This window comes from Plantactinospora sp. WMMB334 (assembly GCF_049179095.1).
In the GTDB taxonomy this organism is placed as follows: Bacteria; Actinomycetota; Actinomycetes; order Mycobacteriales; family Micromonosporaceae; genus Plantactinospora.
In genome coordinates this window covers 6,523,584-6,538,290 of the sequence record NZ_JBMHME010000002.1, presented here as the reverse complement: position 1 = coordinate 6,538,290, position 14,707 = coordinate 6,523,584, and the positions used below count along the sequence as shown (strand labels likewise).

The following is a 14,707-nucleotide window of genomic DNA, read 5'->3' as shown; positions in this document are numbered from 1 at the left end:
GAGACGCCGGGCCGGCTAGGCGGCCTCAGCCGCTCTCAGCCGGATGGCACTGTACTCAGCCGGCGGCGAGCCCGAGCCGCCTGGTCAACCACTCCGCCTGCCAGGCTCGCTCCAGCAGGTAGCGGTCGACGCCGTCGTCACCGGTACGTGCCTCGGCGGCCCGCGCCGCCGCGTAGCCGAGCGCGGCCACGGGGTAGCTTTCCAGCATCTCGACCGCGTCCGCGAGATAGCCGCAGACCCAGGCCGCGGCGCTCCGGCCGCGCAACGCGGCGCCTTCCTGACGGGCCAGGGCGAGCTCGGCGACCTCCGCGAGGTCGACCGGCCCATCCGTGCCCAGCCGCTCGGCGGCTGCGGCAAGTGATCCGTCGTCCAGCGCCTCACCGCACTCCTCGGCGGCATGGCCGGCGATCCGGGCCAGGCAGGCGCGGACGAACTCCTGCCGTGTCTGCGCGTTCCAGTCGCCGACCTGTTCCCGCAGGTGGCCACGCCCGGCGATCACCTGGCGCTCCATCTCCAGCACCGGCCCGTCGACCTCCACCTCCCACAGTTCGTCGTGCAACCAGTACGGCAGATCGTCGACACGGCAGACGTGCAGCCCCTGCCGGCACGGCACGATCGCCGGTTCCGACCGCCACGCCGTCGACCAGGTCTGCCGGGAGAAGGGCCCGATCCGGCCGGCGGCGAGGAACTTGTAGTACCTCACGGCGCACCCTCCTCGAGCCGCGCCAGGAGACGTCCCGGTGTCTGCGGCCCCGCCAGCTCCAGGAGCGCGGCACGCAGGTCGCTCACCTTGCCGACGTACTCCAGGCAGGGCGGGCAGACCAGCAGGTGCAGCTCGACCAGCTCCCGCTGCCCGGGGTCGAGGGCGCCGTCGAGCCAGCTTCCGACCAGCCGGACGGTCTGGTCGCAGCGGAGGTAGCCGTCCATCCGCCCTCCTACCGGGCGCCGTGGTCCAGGAAGGAGACGACCTCCATGCGGGCCGCCTCCAGGATCGCGAGATAATGCTCCGGCGCCTGCCCGGCGACTTCGGTCGCCTCCGGCAGGGTCAGGCCGACCACGTCGGAGAGGAGCAGGAGCAGTCGGGGCAGCGGCGGCAGCCGGCGGATCGCCCGTTCGACCCGCTCCGGGGCCAGCACACCGGCTCCCCAGCTCGGAGGCGTCTCCCGCCACCAGCCCGCCCACGGGTCGGCGTCACCCGCGAACCAGTCGGCCAGCACCGAGGCGTCGCCCGGATCGGGGGAGACGAAGACGAGGCCGGCGCCGGAGAGCCGGTCCAGGAACTCGGCGACGACGGTGCGGCGGGGCCGGGGAAGCTCCTCACCCGCCGCCATCCGGGCGAGCACCTGCTCCCACACCTCGTCCAGCAGTGCCACGCCCCGCTCGTCGACGGCGAGCAGCCGGGCGGCGACCGCCGTGCCGGGATAGTCGCGCCGCAGCAGCTCGCCGGTGACCCGCAACGGCGGCACCTCGGCGTACTGCTCGGGTGGCAGCAGGACCAACGGGTCGGGCTCGCGGTCGACCCGGGCCAGCAGCCCGGCGTACGCCGTGTCGACGGACTCGTCGGCTTCCTCCGAATCCGTGTAGTACTCGCTGACGAAGCCGCGCAGTGTCTGTCGGGGGAGCGTCTCGGCCCCGGCGGCGGCGAGCAGCAGCATGCCGCCCACCCGGTCGGCGCCAGGCCGGACCCGGGGTTGCACGAACGGGCTCGGCAGCAGCCGGAAACCGGCCCGGGCGTAGAAGCGGAGCCGCTTGACCGGGTCACCGTGCGGCCCCGCCGGGTGGAAGCGGGGATCCTCGACCTCGGCGACCGAGACGACGGCGTCCGCCCGCTCCCGCCAGGTCGGCAGCACGTCGTTCAGGAGCGTCGAGCCGATCCGGCCACCGCGCTGACCGGGATGGACCGCAAGGTAGCTGAGGAGCAGCACCCGGGAGGCGGGAAAGCAGTCGGCGATCATCACGCCGACCGGTGCGCCGTCCGCGAGGGCCACGGCGCCGAACGTCGACGGGTCCCCGGCCGCCATCCGACCGGCGAGACTCTCCAGGGTCTCCAGCTCGTCCGGGGGGAAGCTCGGCTCGAGGATCTCCTCGTACGCCCGGCGGAGCAGGTCGGGATCGTAGGCCGTCACAAGGTCATGGACCTGGAGGTGGCCGCGGGGGGAGCCGACTGCCGGGGCGTTCACCCGATCATCCTCCAAGCCGGCTCGGGCGCCCCGCAAGCCCACGAACGGTCCGACCCGGGCTGCCGGCCGGATCCCCGCCCCGGCGCCGGGGGGCGGGCGGTGGGGGTTGCCTGCTACGAACGGTAGCGGGCGCTCTCCAGGGACCAGTCCATGGTGCCGCGCACCGAGTTGGCCAGGCCGTCCAGATAGTGCCGCAGCGGCCCGTCCAGCGCCGGCCCGAAGGACGGCACCGCGTCGCGCAACTCGACGAACCGCCGCATGCTCTGCTGCCACCGCCGGACGACGACCTCGATCGCCGACTCGACCGGGATCCTCTCCTCCCGGGCCACCGCCAGCACCAGGTTGTGCCCGCCGGAGGTGGCCGCGTCCCGCTCCAGCGACAGTAGGTCGTTGAACCAGGAGAGCAGGTCGTTGGCGGTGTCGGCGACGGCGCGTACGGCCGGGTGGTGGTAGACCGCGTCCGGCACCGGCTGCCCGGTCGCGAACTCGATCAGCGCGTACGAGACGTACGCCGCGGACGTCGCCCGGCGCAGCGGCACGTACTCGGCGACGCCGGGCAGCCGCCCGCTGGCCTTGTTCGTCGCCTCGGTGACGACGCCGTCCAGGTGGTGCGCCACCGCGTCGACGAAACGGTCCCGCCAGGCTGCCGACATCCGGTGGTACGGCAGCCGCCAGGCGTCGGACAGCATCCGCCGCAGCGGTCCGTCGAACGCCTCCGCCCTGGCCGCGGGCTGGTTCGCCGCCCGGCTCTGCGCGGGGCCGGACAGCCGGGCTGTCGGTTGGTTGGCGGCTCGGGCGTGCGGTGTCGCGGCCGAGCCGTGCTGCCCGGCACGGGACTGCGGGGAAGCCGTCGCCTGTGGGGAGGATGTCGTCGCCTGTGGGGAGGAGACTGTCGCCTGCTGGTGGGCCGATGCCTGCTGGTGGGCCGGCCGGGGCTGCGGAGGGCCCGGGTTTCCGGTCCGGTGTGCCGCGGCGGCACCGGCGCCGGTCGGCATCGGGGGGCCCGTTCCGAGATGCGGTCCGGGCTGTCCGGACCGGGGCGCCGGTACGGCCGGCGGCGGCTCGGCCCGGAGCAGGCGCAACACGCCGTCGCAGAGCGCCGCCACCTCCGCCGGGCGGGGCCGCTGGGCCGCGTCGCAGGCGTCGTCGAGCAGGAAGAACCAGGTGAACAGGGCGGCGAGCACCCGTAGGTCGGCCTCGGTGGCCTCCGGGTAGAGCCGGCCCGCGTAGCGCGCGATGCCGCCCCGGGCCATGCGCTTCCGGGCCGCCGCGTCGAGCGGGCCACCGACCCGGTCAGCCCAGTCGACGAGCCACTCCTGCACGGCGTCGGAGTGCGGGCAGAGGCGTGGCGGTATCGGACAGCGAAGCTCGGCAACCCACGAGCTGGCCACGGACATGCCCGGCCCTCCTTCGTCCCCGTACGCGCGGGCTCGGCTCCCGTACGTGCCCCGGCGGACGTGAGCAGCATTGCAGTTTCCGGCCTGTTTGTGATCGCCGTCGGGTAGGTCCTATCTTGCAGAAAGTGATGATCCGGTCACCTGTCTTCGTCGCTCGGTGCCGCCCCGGCAGGCGGCGCCGGCCGGCGCCGGTTGGTGGGCCGGGGGCGCCGGGCGCCGGATCGGACGCTTGGGGCAGGCTGGTGGCATGAGAAGGCCGTGGGTGGTCGGCGTCTCCGGGGCCTCGGGTACGCCGTATCCGGCCGCCGTGCTCGGCGGACTGATCGACGCGGGCGAGGCGGTGGACCTGGTCGTCTCCCGGGCGGCCCGGCTGACGATCCTGGACGAGACGGGGCACCCGTTCCGGGACGCGCACTGGAAGGACGATCTCGCCGCCTGGCTGGGGCGGGACCTGACCGGCGCGGACGTCGCGTACTGGCCGGCCGGGGACCTCGCGGCGGGGCCGAGCAGCGGTTCGTATCCGACCCGGGGCATGGTGGTGGTGCCGGCGAGTACGGCGGCATGCGCCGGGATCGCGATCGGCCTCTCCAAGGACCTGCTACAGCGAGCGGCGGAGGTCAACCTGAAGGAGCGCCGGCCGGTCGTGGTGGTGCCCAGAGAGACACCGGTCACCCGCAGCCACCTGGAGCACCTGATCACCCTGCACGATGCCGGGGCGGTGGTGCTGCCGGCGAGCCCGGGCTTCTACGGTGCCGGGGCCGCCGCCTCGGCGCGGCAGCTCGTGGACTTCGTGGCCGGAAAGGTGCTCGACGCACTCGGTGTGCCGCATTCCCTGTTCCGGCGCTGGTCCGGCGAGTTGGGAGCCGATCGCGGCTGACCGCCGCCGGTCGACTCCCGTCCGCCGTGTGCCGGCACCCGACGAGACCCGCCCGCCCCGAGACCCGCCCGCCCCGAGACCCGCCCGCCCCGAGACCCGCCCGCCCCGAGACCCGCCCGCCCCGAGACCCGCCCGCCCCGAGACCCGCCGCCCGAGGCCCAGAGGCCCGCCGCCCGAGGGCCCCGAGGCCCCGGCCCGGAGGGTAGGTCCCGGCCCGGAAGGGCTCAGTGCAGGCCGACGTTTCCGGCGCCGGCCGGCCCGGGTCCACTCGGGGTGGCGGGGCCGGCGTTGCGCGGCCGGTTCGCGATGCCGTCGTCGACCTCGTCGAGCATGCCCTCACCCTCGAGCAGCGCCCGCACCTCCGACTCGCGGAAGCGGCGGTGCCCGCCCGGTGTTCGGATGCTGCCGATACGCCCGGCCGCGGCCCAGCGTGTGACGGTCTTGGGATCGACGCGGAAGAGCGCTGCCACCTCGCCCGGCGTCAGCAGACGATCTCCAGTGTCCACAGCCCCCTCCTCGCGTCTACGAAGCCCCCGGACTGGTAGGACCGCCCCCAGAACACATGCTTGCCAGAGCCTTCGTTTAAGGGACGTACGGCAATTACAACACCGCCGGAGTGTCGTGTCCGGCAAACGCGAAAACGTACTGTCTGTGAGGTTAGCCGGGACGATTTACGGTATTCAAGTGCTTTGTCCGCAACAATGCCGCCGCCCGCGGCGGTCGCTCCGCCCGCCGCGACTAGGGTCTGAAGACCGTGGACGCCATCGACCTGAGCCTCGTCGACCTGCTGCGCGACAATGCCCGCCTCTCCTACGCCGAGCTGGCCCGGCAGGTCGGCCTCTCCGCACCGGCGGTGCACGAGCGGGTGGGGAAGCTGGAGGCGGGCGGCGTGATCCGGGGCTATCGGGCCGACGTCGAGCCGGAGGCGATCGGGCTCGGCGTGACGGCGCTGATCGGCATCGTCCAGGATTCGGGCGGGGACACCGACGACGTAATCGGGGCACTGCGGGACATGCCGGAAATCGAGTCCTGCTACTTCATGGCCGGAGTGGAATCGTTCCTGCTCAAGGCGCGTGTCGGCACAATTGCCGAGTTGGAGCAGCTCATCCTGCGGCTGAACCGTACCGCCGGAGTGGCCTCGACCCGTACGACGGTGGCGCTCTCGACGAAATGGGAGAACCGGACCCAGCCGGTAGCCCGTGCTGACCCGGCCGCCTAGCCGGGCCGGTTGCTAGGTTTCCTGGTCATGGACGAGCTCGACCGGTGCGACGACGCCGAACGCGCCTGGGTCACCGACGCGATCGCCGCGGTGGAGGCGGACGCGAACCGCTCCGCCGACACCCACCTGCTCTGCTTCCCGCTGCCCCGGGACTGGGGGATCGACCTCTATCTCAAGGACGAGTCGGTGCACCCGACCGGGTCGCTGAAACACCGGCTGGCCCGGTCGCTCTTCCTCTACGGGCTCTGCAACGGCTGGATCGGCCCGAACACCACCATCGTGGAGGCGTCGTCGGGCTCGACGGCGGTCTCCGAGGCGTACTTCGCCCGGATGCTGGGGGTGGAGTTCATCGCCGTGATGCCGGCCACCACCTCGCCGGAGAAGATCGCCCTCATCGAGTTCCAGGGCGGGAAGTGCCACCTGGTCGAGGACCCGGCCGCCGTCGTGCTCGAGGCGCGCTGGCTCGCCGAGGACCTGGGCGGGCACTTCATGGACCAGTTCACGTACGCCGAACGGGCCACCGACTGGCGGGGCAACAACAACATCGCCGAATCCATCTACGCGCAGCTCGCGCTGGAACGGCACCCCGTTCCGGAGTGGATCGTGGTCGGCGCCGGCACCGGCGGCACCAGCGCGACCATCGGCCGCTATCTCCGCTACCGGCGCCTGCCGAGCCGGCTCTGCGTGGTCGACCCGGAGAACTCCGCGTTCTATCCCGCCTGGACCTCGGCCGACTGGTCGACCACCACCGACACCGGTTCCCGGATCGAGGGGATCGGGCGGCAGCGCGTCGAGGCGTCCTTCCAGCCGAGAGTCGTCGACAGGATGGTGCTGGTGCCCGACGCGGCCTCGCTGGCCGCCATGCGCGTCGCCTCGGCGGTGCTCGGCCGGCGCGTGGGCGGCTCCACCGGCACCAACCTGTGGGGCGCGTTCGGCCTGATCGCGCAGATGCGGGCCGCCGGGCGGACCGGCTCGGTGGTGACGCTGCTCTGCGACGGCGGAGAACGCTACGCCGACACGTACTACTCGGACGAGTGGGTCGCCGAGCGCGGGCTCGACCTGGCGCCGTACCGGTCGACGGTCCAGCGCTTCCTGGCGACCGGCGAATGGCGCGGCTGACGCTCCGACCGGAGATCCCGGCACGGCGCGGATCAGCGGCGCGGATGATCGGCGCGGATCAGTGGCGCGGGCGGATCAGTGGCGCTGCGCCAGTCCGGGATAGTGCCGCACGAAACCGTCGGTGTCGAGGGTCAGGTCGGCGGTGAAGCCCTCGCTGGAGAAGCGCACGTTGCCCTCCTCCAGCACGGTGTAGACCTGCTCGGCCGGCACCACCTGGAGGCTGGGCACCAGCACCCGGACAGCGACTATGCGGTGCGAGCTGCCCGGTGCGGCGTCGCGTAACCCGAGCCGACGTACCGGGAGGGTGTTGAAGAGCGGTGCGGCGCTCAGGTCGACGTCGACGGCCTCGGCGAGCCGTTCCGGCTCCTCGGTGCCGGGCAGCCCGGCGCCCGGCCTGCCGGCGGCGGTCAGCACCGCGTCCAGGTCGCCCTGCTCGGCAGTACTTGCCCGCCAGCGTCCGGCGGCCCGCTCCAGCCGCAGCGTACGCAACCAGCCGGCTCCCTCGCAGCTGACCTCCAACCCCGCCGTCGCCCAGTGCTCGTCGGTGCGCACCTCGTAACGACAGGTGAACGGGATCGGGTCGACGGCGAGCGCGGTGCCCCGGGCGGTGAGCCCACGGCGGTCGGCAGCGAACGCGTGGTCGGCGCCGGGCACGTCGGTCCGGCTCCAGAACAGGGTCTTCGGCATGGTCGACATGTCCATGGACGTTACCTTCGCCCGCCGCCGACCGCGCCCGCTCCGGACCGGCACCGGCCGGCCCGGCGTCGCCCGGTCAGCGTGTCGACGTCGGGCGCCGGCCGTCGAAGCGGTGGTCGCGGCGGCCCCGCCGCTCGTCCGGACGCTCGCCGCCGCGGTCGTCACGCGGACGGTCGTCCCGGGAACGGTCCCAGACCGGCCGGTCGGCGCGCGGCCGGCCCTCGTGCCGGAAGCCGCCGTGCCGCCCACCGGCACGCCATTCGCCGCTCCGGTCGCCACGGCCACCCTGCTGTACACCGCCACCACCGTCGCCGTAGCGGCGCTCACCCCGGCCGGACTCGTCCTGGCCGCGTCCGTCGTAGCGGCGCTCGCCCCGGGGGCGGTCACCGTAGCGCCGGTCGGTGCGGGACCGGTCGAGGCGTCCTCCGGCGGCGCGGCGCGGTGCCGGAGGCTCGTCCACGACCGGTACGCCGCTGGGCTGCCGGGCCCCGGTCACCTCGGCCAGCGCGGCGTCGCCGGACCGGACCCGGGTCTGCGCCGGCTCGACACCGGCCTTCTGCAGCATGGCAAGGGTGGACCTGCGCTGCTTGGGCAGCACCAGGGTGGCGACCGCACCGGACTCGCCGGCCCGTGCCGTGCGGCCCGCCCGGTGCAGATAGTCCTTCGGGTCCGTCGGCGGGTCCACGTGCACCACCAGCGATACGCCGTCGACGTGGATGCCCCGGGCCGCCACGTCGGTGGCGACCAGGACGCTCATCCGGCCCTCGCGGAACTCGGCGAGGGTGCGGGTGCGTACCCGCTGGGTCTTGCCGCCGTGCAGCGCGCCGGCCCGGACGCCGACCGCCGCCAACTGCCCGACCAGTCGGTCGACGCCCATCTGGGTCCGGGCGAACATCATGGTGCGGCCCGGCCGGGCCGCGATGGAGGCCGCCACCGCGAACTTGTCGTGCGGCGGGATCAGCAGCAGATGATGGTCCATCGTGGACACAGCAGCGGTCGGTGGTGCCGTCGAGTGCGTGACCGGGTCGGTCATGAACCGCTTGACCAGGGCGTCGACGTCGCCGTCGAGCGTGGCGGAGAAGAGCAGTCGCTGCGCACCGGCCGGCGTCCTGGCGAGCAGGTCGGTGACGTCCGGCAGGAAGCCCATGTCCGCCATCTGGTCGGCCTCGTCCAGCACGGTGACCTCGATGTCGTCGAGGTTGCAGACACCCCGCTCGATCAGGTCGGCCAGCCGGCCCGGCGTGGCCACCACGACCTCGACCCCCCGCCGCAGCGAGTCGATCTGGCGGTCGTACGGTACGCCGCCGACGGCGGTCTTGAGGAACACCCCGAGAGCCCGACCGAGCGGCATGAGCGCGTCGTTCACCTGCATCGCGAGCTCCCGGGTCGGCACCAGGACCAGTGCCCTCGGGTGGTGTGCCCTGGCCCGGGGACCGGCCGCCATCCGGGCCAGTACGGGCAGCCCGAAGGCGAGCGTCTTGCCCGAGCCGGTCTGCCCACGACCGAGCACGTCCCGCCCGGCGAGCGCGTCCGGCACGGTGGCCCGCTGGATCTCGAACGGCGTGTCGATGCCCTCGCGGTTCAGCGCGCGGACGAGCTGGCGGGGCAGCCCGAGCGCGGCGAAGTCGGCCGGCCCCACGCCAACGGCCTCCCGGGTGGCGGTCTCCTCCTGCCCGGCGGCGGTCACATCCTGGTCGGTGGTCATGTCCTGCCCCACGCCGGACTGCGCGTCGAGGACGGACGGAAACATGCTGGGATCAGCAAAGGTCGTCAAGGATACCTCTCAAGCGGGGCGCATCTTCGCGATGGCCCGCCGCGACGGAGGTCGCTGCCGATTCGCCCGCAAGATCGCCCAGAGGCGCACGGTGCGCGCGCCAGGTCAACAATCCAGCCAAGTGTACGGCGACCTGCCGCCGCTGCCACCTCGCCGCGCTCGCCAGTGGGCAGACTCACCAGCGCGACCGCCGTCGGGCGGGGTCAGCTGCTCAGCAGTCCGTCGAAGAGACTGCTGAACGCATCGCCGGCCAGCAGCACCACGAGCAGCCCGACCGCCACCAGGATGCCCAGCCCGATCAGGAGTACCAGCACCACCCTGGCGGTGTTCGTCTTCTGCGACGGGGTGTCCGTCCAGCCCTGGGCCAGGATGTGCCCGGTCAACGAGCCGGAGTTCTCCACCTGGTTGCTGGGGATCGAGATGGTGACGTGCCCTTCCGGGCCGCCGTACACGGTGCCCTCCGTCCGCTGGTTCCGCGCCCACTCGCGGTAGCCCGGAGAGTGCGGCGGCGTCCTGTCGCTCGGCGGCGGGGTTGGTGAGGCGGGGTCGGTGGCCGGCGGGCGGGGGCCGGCCGGTGCCGGGGCGGAAGGTTCGGCGGCGACAGCCGGACCCGGATCGGCGGCGGGCAACGAGTAGCCGGACGCACCGCCGCGCGCCGCGTTGACCGAGGACATCGGGTTGGTCGGTGGCGGCCACGCGGGCAGGGCGGGTGCCGGAACCACGTACGCGGCCGGAGACTGCGCGGCCTCGGGCCGCCCACCGGGCCCACCGGAGGTGGGCGTCGCCGGGTACGCCGACGCGGCCGATGTCGGCGGAAACGGCACCGGGCCGGGACCGGGCGGGGTCGGGCCGGGGTCCGGCGGGTAGGGCACGGGACCCGGGGGTACCGGCCCCGGCCCCGGACTCGGGGAGGGCGGCACCGGCGTCGGCCGGGGCGGTGCGGGCGGGAACGGCGAGGGCACCGGCGGCACCGGTGCGGGTTCCGGTGCCGGCTCCGGCGTGGGCTCGGGCGTCGGCGCCGGGAGAGGTACGGGCGCCGGACTCGGATCCGGTGCGGGTTCGGGTACCTGCGGCGTCGGCGGTCGGGGCGGCTCGGGCTCCCCGGCGGACTCCGCCGGGCGGGACCGTGCCGGCGGGTTCTCCTGCTCCGGCTCGCTGCTGCGGTAGACCTTCGCCACCCCCGGCGCCGCCGCCACGGCGGCGACCTCGGTCGGCAGCACCGGCGACAACCCCGGCACCGAGGCGCTGGCCCGGGTGACACCGGCGCCACCAGCACGTGGCGCTCTGCGCTGCGGCGGCACCGTGTATCCGGGTGTGCCGGTGGCGGCCGGTGCATCCGTGTCCCGGGACGGCTGGTCGGATGGTGCCCGTGCTGCCGGCGGAGTGGCTGCGGGCGGAGCCGTGAAGTGCACCGCCCCGGGCCGTTCCCGTGCCCCCTCCGCCGGCTCGGAGAGGGCCGATCCGGGACGTCCGGCGGCGGCCGGTGGGGCGGAGCCCGACCCGGCCGGCGGCGACTTGACGGCATTGGCAAACGCCGACCACGGTGAGTCCAGCGCCGGAACCTGCGGCCGGCGCCGTTGCAGTGGCGGCACGGGCGTCGCCGGAGTGGCCGGCGTCACCGGAGCGACTGATTCCGGCGGGGACGCCGAGGTGGCGGAGTCGGCCAGTTCGCCGGCCCGGTAGGTGCGGCTGCCAGAGGAAGCGGCGGGCATGGCGGCGATCTCGGCTGCGGTAGGTGTGGTGGCAGCCACACTCACCGCCCGACCCCTGACCCGCGGGTCGGCGGACGGGACCGCTGCCGCAGAGTCGGACTCGGCCGGCGGTGACGCGGCGTCCGGTTCGGCCGGCGGTGACTCCGCCGTCGGCGGCCCGGCTGCTGGCTGCTCGACGGCCGGGTTCACCTCGACGGCCGGGTTCACCTCGACGGCCGGCTCGTTCTCCGAGGACGCGACGGCGGGCGCCCCGGTGCCGGACGGCGCGTCGGTGGCCGGCTCCGCCGGGGAGTGCGGCGAAGCGGCCGGTTCGGGCGCAGGCATGCCGGCCGGCGGATCGTGCGGTGCGTCCGCCCAGAGCGCCCCGGCAGCGGGCGGTGGCGGTGGTTGGTAGGCATCGGCAGGCGCCGCCTCGGCCGACGGCTCCGGCAGGGCGGTGCCGACCGGCGGTAGCGGTGGCAACGGGGACAGCTCACTGTCGTTCACGCCGTCCCGACCGGAGCGGATAGCCACAGCCCGACCGTCGGGCTCGGGGTCTGCCACCCCGGTGGCCGGTCTGACCTGCGGATCGTCCATTGTTGCCTCCCGCGCCCACACCCGGGCCGGTAGGCCGGGTCGGAAGTACGTCAACCCTCACCGTGCCACATCCGCGCACGAGCGCACAGCCGGCCGCAGGCCCGGCACCCTCAGTCGCTGTCGGGGCTACCGTCCGCAGTGGGGCTTGTCTGGCTACGGCTCGCGCTCGGCGTACCGCCGCTCGGCTCGGCGGCCGACGTGCTGACCGGCGGCGTCTGCGGCTGCGTGCTCTGCGGAGGTCTCGGCGTCGGGGCCGGCGTCACCGGCGGGGTCGCCGGAGGCGTGGTCGGTGTCGTCGTCGGCGGGGTGGTCGGCGGCGTCGTGGGCGTCGTGGTCGGCGGCGTCGCCGGTGGCGTGGTGGGCGGCTTGGTGGTCGGCGTCGGCCGTGGCGGAGTCGTCGGCGGCCGGGTGGGCGGCGTCGTGCTCGGCGGCGGCGTGGGCGCGTTCGGGGCCTGCACCGCGGGGAAGACCCGGGTCGCGGCGTAGAACCGCGACCACCAGACGGTGGAGACCTTGACCACGTCGCCGGTGGTCGGCGCATGCACCATCTTGCCGTTGCCGATGTACATGCCGACGTGGTGGATGGTGGTCCAGCTGTTGCCGGAGGCGAAGAAGACCAGGTCGCCGGGGAGCAGCGCCTCCCGGGCGACACTCTGGTTACGGGTGCCGTTGTACTGGTCGCGGGAGACGCGGGGGATCCGCTTACCCACCGAGAGGTAGGAGGCGAGCATCAGACCGGAGCAGTCGAACCGGTCCGGACCCTCGGCTCCCCACAGGTACGGGTCGCCCCGCTGGGCGAGGGCGTAACGCATCGCGGCCAGCGCCTTGGGGTGGGCGACCATCCCGGCGACGCTGTCGGTGCCGATCTGCGCACCGATGCGCTGCTCGGCGGCTTCGCGGGCGCGCTCGATCGCCGCGAGCTGGTCGGCGTTGGAACGCTTGAGCGCCACCAGGGCGGCGGAGCGTTCCTTGTAGCGCTTCTCGGTCGCCGTGAACTCGGCGCCCTTCTGCTGGTAGGTCTGGGACGAAGCCTGGTAGGCGGATTCCGCCTCCTGCTCGGTCCGCAGCGCCCGGGCCACCTCGCCGGCGGCCAGCTCGGAGTCGCCGGTGCGCTGCTCGCCCCGTTCGATCCGCCGCAGCAGGTCCAGGCCGTGCAGGTCGGAGCCGAACGCACCGGGCGGCAGTGCCGCTTCGTCCTTGAGCGCGCCCGCGGCCGCGTTGTCCGCCGTCGTCCGGGCATTGGCCAGGTTCATCCGGGCCGTCTGCCGGGCACCGTCGGCGGTGGTCAGCGCGGTGGTGGCCGCGTCCCGCTCCTGCCGGAGCCGCAGCAGTTGGTCGCCGAGCTGGGCGACCTCCACCTCCATCGCCAGGATCTGGCTCGCCAGCGGGCCGTTCACGCTCGGCGGCAGCGGATAGGAGGTCGTCGGCGTGCTGGTGGTCGGTGCGCCGGTGGGCGGCACGTTCGGCACCCCGACCGGCTCCGGTCGCACCCCCGAGTCGGGGACCGTGTTCGGCAGTGGCGGCTCGGCGTAGACCGGGGTCGCCATCGCACCGGCGACTATCGCACCGACCACGGCCGACCAGACCAGCGGGCGTAGCACCGGCGAAAGATCGTTACTCGGCCGGTCTGGTCGTGCGCGCCTGCTGTTGGCCATGCCGCTCCCGTTTCCGTGCACGGCAGCGCGCGCGGCGCGGCCGTGGTATCGCCAGTGGTGGTGTATCGCGTCCCACTTTGTCTTACCTCAATGCGTCGGTGATGTCGATCCGCCGGCGGGTAACGAGACGCTGAGAAGCCGGTTAAGGCTACCCGGCCCGGTGAACCACGTCGCTGCCGCCGGCCGTCGCCGCGAGCGCTCCAGCGCTCCACGTAGGCTCGACGAGGATCGTGCCTGGAAGGACGTGCTGGGATGGATGCCGGACGCAAGCGTGAGCTTGAAGGGAAGGTGTACGCGGGGGCTCGGCTCAGCCGCGCCGACGGCGAGGCGCTCTACACCGCCGACGACCTGGTCTGGCTCGGCCGGCTGGCGCACCACCGGCGGGCGGGACAGGGCAGCGACCAGGTGCTCTTCGCCGTCGAGCGACGGCTGACGCTGGCCGGGACCGGCCCGGTCGACGAGACCGTCCGCCGGGCGACCGAGCTGGCCGCCGACGGCGTCACCGGACTGCATCTCGTGGGTCCGCCGCACCCCGGCCTGCCCTGGGAGCACTATCCGGACCTGCTCCGGGCGTTGCGGGCGGCGCTGCCGGACGTCGAGTTGACCGCCTTCGCCGCAACCGACGTCCACCGGCTCGAAGAACAGACCGGGCGGACGGCCGACGAGATCCTCGACGAACTCGTCGATGCCGGGCTGGCGTCGCTGACCGGTGGCGGGGCGGAGATCTTCGACCAGGAGGTACGCGCGCAGCTCGCCGTGCACGACTGCGGCTGGGCGGACTGGGTCCGGATCCACCGGGCGGCCTTCGCCAGGGGGATCGGCGCTCCGGCCACCATGCGCTACGGCCACCTGGAGGAGCCCCGGCACCGGGTCGACCACCTGCTGCGGCTGCGCGAGGTGCAGGACGAGACCGGTGGGTTCGCCACCTTCGTCCCGCTGCGCCACCGGCACGACGTGGCGGATCCGGCGGCCGGCGGTCCCGGCGCCGGGCAGTCGGAGCGGAGCGTCCCCGCGGAGCGGAGCGTGGCGACGTCGCCGGCCGCCTCGCTGAGGACCTTCGCCGTCTCCCGGCTGCTGCTCGACAACGTGCCGCACCTGACCGCCTGCTGGGCGACCCACGGCTTCCCGGTGGCCCAGCTCTCCCTCGGCTTCGGCGCGGACGACCTGGCGGGTTCGGCGGCTGCCCCGCAGGTCGTCGACGATGCCGACCCGTTCCCGGAGCCGACCCGGGATGCCCTGCTCGACCTGATCCGGGACGCCGACCTCCGCCCCGTCGAACGGGACACCCGCTACGCCGTGGTGCGCGAGTTCGACGCCCCGCCGAGCCTGGCCGAGCGGCGGGCCGTACCGCAGCGGGTCTGGGCCTGACACGGCCGCCGACAGCGGCGGGAGGCCGGTGATCCGCGCTGCGGGGCCCGGCGGACGGGCCGCCACACGCTCTTAACCTCGGCCATGTCCGGCGTGCGTGTTGGCGTGCGCCGGCTGCCACGGCGGGCGCATAA

At 74.1% G+C, this 14,707-nt stretch carries 13 protein-coding genes; 4 read left to right on the top strand and 9 right to left on the bottom strand.

Features of this window, described 5'->3' with window-relative positions:
* Positions 1-55: 55 nt before the first annotated feature.
* The 4 genes from ACN27G_RS28240 to ACN27G_RS28225 form a co-directional block, all read right to left on the bottom strand.
* Positions 56-703, bottom strand: a complete 648-nt coding sequence (locus tag ACN27G_RS28240; RefSeq protein WP_421495758.1) for a hypothetical protein — start codon at positions 701-703, stop codon at positions 56-58.
* Entirely contained in the window at positions 700-927 is a 228-nt protein-coding gene (locus ACN27G_RS28235; RefSeq protein ID WP_421495757.1) for an anti-sigma factor family protein, read from the bottom strand. The genes ACN27G_RS28240 and ACN27G_RS28235 overlap by 4 nt, the downstream gene beginning before the upstream one ends.
* A gap of 8 nt (positions 928-935) precedes the next feature.
* Positions 936-2,126, bottom strand: coding sequence for a GNAT family N-acetyltransferase (locus ACN27G_RS28230; protein WP_421495756.1), 1,191 nt, complete (start codon positions 2,124-2,126; stop codon positions 936-938).
* A gap of 167 nt (positions 2,127-2,293) precedes the next feature.
* On the bottom strand, positions 2,294-3,577 hold the full coding sequence (locus tag ACN27G_RS28225; protein ID WP_421495755.1) for a terpene synthase family protein: 1,284 nt from the start codon (positions 3,575-3,577) through the stop codon (positions 2,294-2,296).
* A gap of 247 nt (positions 3,578-3,824) precedes the next feature.
* Here ACN27G_RS28225 and ACN27G_RS28220 point away from each other — a divergent pair, with 247 nt between their 5' ends.
* Positions 3,825-4,454, top strand: a complete 630-nt coding sequence (locus ACN27G_RS28220; RefSeq protein ID WP_421495754.1) for a UbiX family flavin prenyltransferase — start codon at positions 3,825-3,827, stop codon at positions 4,452-4,454.
* A gap of 224 nt (positions 4,455-4,678) precedes the next feature.
* Here ACN27G_RS28220 and ACN27G_RS28215 read toward each other — a convergent pair whose 3' ends face one another.
* Complete coding sequence (locus tag ACN27G_RS28215; RefSeq protein WP_421495753.1) at positions 4,679-4,960, bottom strand: BldC family transcriptional regulator; 282 nt, start codon at positions 4,958-4,960, stop codon at positions 4,679-4,681.
* A 248-nt stretch (positions 4,961-5,208) separates the two neighbouring features.
* On the opposite strand from ACN27G_RS28215, the gene ACN27G_RS28210 reads away from it, so the two are divergent.
* Both ACN27G_RS28210 and ACN27G_RS28205 read left to right on the top strand, forming a co-directional pair.
* Positions 5,209-5,673, top strand: coding sequence for an Lrp/AsnC family transcriptional regulator (locus ACN27G_RS28210; RefSeq protein WP_421495752.1), 465 nt, complete (start codon positions 5,209-5,211; stop codon positions 5,671-5,673).
* A 27-nt stretch (positions 5,674-5,700) separates the two neighbouring features.
* Entirely contained in the window at positions 5,701-6,792 is a 1,092-nt protein-coding gene (locus tag ACN27G_RS28205; protein ID WP_421495751.1) for a PLP-dependent cysteine synthase family protein, read from the top strand.
* A gap of 75 nt (positions 6,793-6,867) precedes the next feature.
* Here the strand turns inward: ACN27G_RS28205 and ACN27G_RS28200 are convergent, their stop codons facing one another.
* The 4 genes from ACN27G_RS28200 to ACN27G_RS28185 all read right to left on the bottom strand — a co-directional run bounded on the left by ACN27G_RS28200 (position 6,868) and on the right by ACN27G_RS28185 (position 13,205).
* Positions 6,868-7,488 (bottom strand): putative glycolipid-binding domain-containing protein, encoded by a 621-nt coding sequence (locus ACN27G_RS28200; protein WP_421497488.1) that lies wholly within the window; start codon positions 7,486-7,488, stop codon positions 6,868-6,870.
* Between the two features lie 76 nt (positions 7,489-7,564).
* Positions 7,565-9,238, bottom strand: a complete 1,674-nt coding sequence (locus tag ACN27G_RS28195; protein WP_421495750.1) for a DEAD/DEAH box helicase — start codon at positions 9,236-9,238, stop codon at positions 7,565-7,567.
* A gap of 227 nt (positions 9,239-9,465) precedes the next feature.
* Positions 9,466-11,487, bottom strand: a complete 2,022-nt coding sequence (locus tag ACN27G_RS28190) for a hypothetical protein (RefSeq protein ID WP_421495749.1) — start codon at positions 11,485-11,487, stop codon at positions 9,466-9,468.
* Between the two features lie 173 nt (positions 11,488-11,660).
* Positions 11,661-13,205 carry a C40 family peptidase gene (locus tag ACN27G_RS28185; RefSeq protein WP_421495748.1) on the bottom strand — a complete coding sequence of 515 codons (1,545 nt, stop codon included), beginning with the start codon at positions 13,203-13,205 and terminating at the stop codon, positions 11,661-11,663.
* Positions 13,206-13,457: 252 nt separating this feature from the next.
* Between ACN27G_RS28185 and ACN27G_RS28180 the strand changes: the two genes are divergently transcribed.
* Positions 13,458-14,573, top strand: a complete 1,116-nt coding sequence (locus ACN27G_RS28180) for an aminofutalosine synthase MqnE (protein ID WP_421495747.1) — start codon at positions 13,458-13,460, stop codon at positions 14,571-14,573.
* The last annotated feature ends 134 nt before the right edge of the window (positions 14,574-14,707 follow it).

Excerpts from the sequence above, each read along its gene's own strand:
- ACN27G_RS28235 (WP_421495757.1), bottom strand. The coding sequence starts at position 927 with ATGGACGGCTACCTCCGCTGCGACCAGACCGTCCGGCTGGTCGGAAGC.
- ACN27G_RS28225 (WP_421495755.1), bottom strand. The coding sequence starts at position 3,577 with ATGTCCGTGGCCAGCTCGTGGGTTGCCGAGCTTCGCTGTCCGATACCG.
- ACN27G_RS28220 (WP_421495754.1), top strand. The coding sequence starts at position 3,825 with ATGAGAAGGCCGTGGGTGGTCGGCGTCTCCGGGGCCTCGGGTACGCCG.
- ACN27G_RS28205 (WP_421495751.1), top strand. The coding sequence starts at position 5,701 with ATGGACGAGCTCGACCGGTGCGACGACGCCGAACGCGCCTGGGTCACC.
- ACN27G_RS28200 (WP_421497488.1), bottom strand. The coding sequence starts at position 7,488 with ATGTCGACCATGCCGAAGACCCTGTTCTGGAGCCGGACCGACGTGCCC.
- ACN27G_RS28195 (WP_421495750.1), bottom strand. The coding sequence starts at position 9,238 with ATGTTTCCGTCCGTCCTCGACGCGCAGTCCGGCGTGGGGCAGGACATG.
- ACN27G_RS28185 (WP_421495748.1), bottom strand. The coding sequence starts at position 13,205 with ATGGCCAACAGCAGGCGCGCACGACCAGACCGGCCGAGTAACGATCTT.
- ACN27G_RS28180 (WP_421495747.1), top strand. The coding sequence starts at position 13,458 with ATGGATGCCGGACGCAAGCGTGAGCTTGAAGGGAAGGTGTACGCGGGG.